The sequence below is a fragment of the Psychromonas aquatilis genome, assembly GCF_038155185.1.
Classification (GTDB): domain Bacteria; phylum Pseudomonadota; class Gammaproteobacteria; order Enterobacterales; family Psychromonadaceae; genus Psychromonas; species Psychromonas aquatilis.
In genome coordinates this window covers 1-212 of the sequence record NZ_JBAKAZ010000421.1, presented here as the reverse complement: position 1 = coordinate 212, position 212 = coordinate 1, and the positions used below count along the sequence as shown (strand labels likewise).

The 212-nt window shown below is 36.3% G+C and carries 1 pseudogene; it reads right to left on the bottom strand.

From position 1 onward, the window contains the following. A pseudogene (locus V6256_RS16015) lies at nt 1-198 on the bottom strand (sensor histidine kinase); the annotation flags it as partial. Nucleotides 199-212 lie beyond the last annotated feature (14 nt).

Here is a 212-nt window from a genome sequence, read left to right as displayed (position 1 = left end):
CGCCAAGGCATTTTCAATAGATAAACTAAAGTCAGACCCTAAAATACAAAACGAGCTAAAGAGTAGATAAAAAGCACTACGATGCGATGAACGACCAGAAATAAAGGTGAGAGGAATAAATACCGGTGTGTTACTCAATAGATAAGTGATCACTACATACACACACAATTGCTGTAGTAAAAGAATAATAGTTTCCACGACAATCCTTAGTC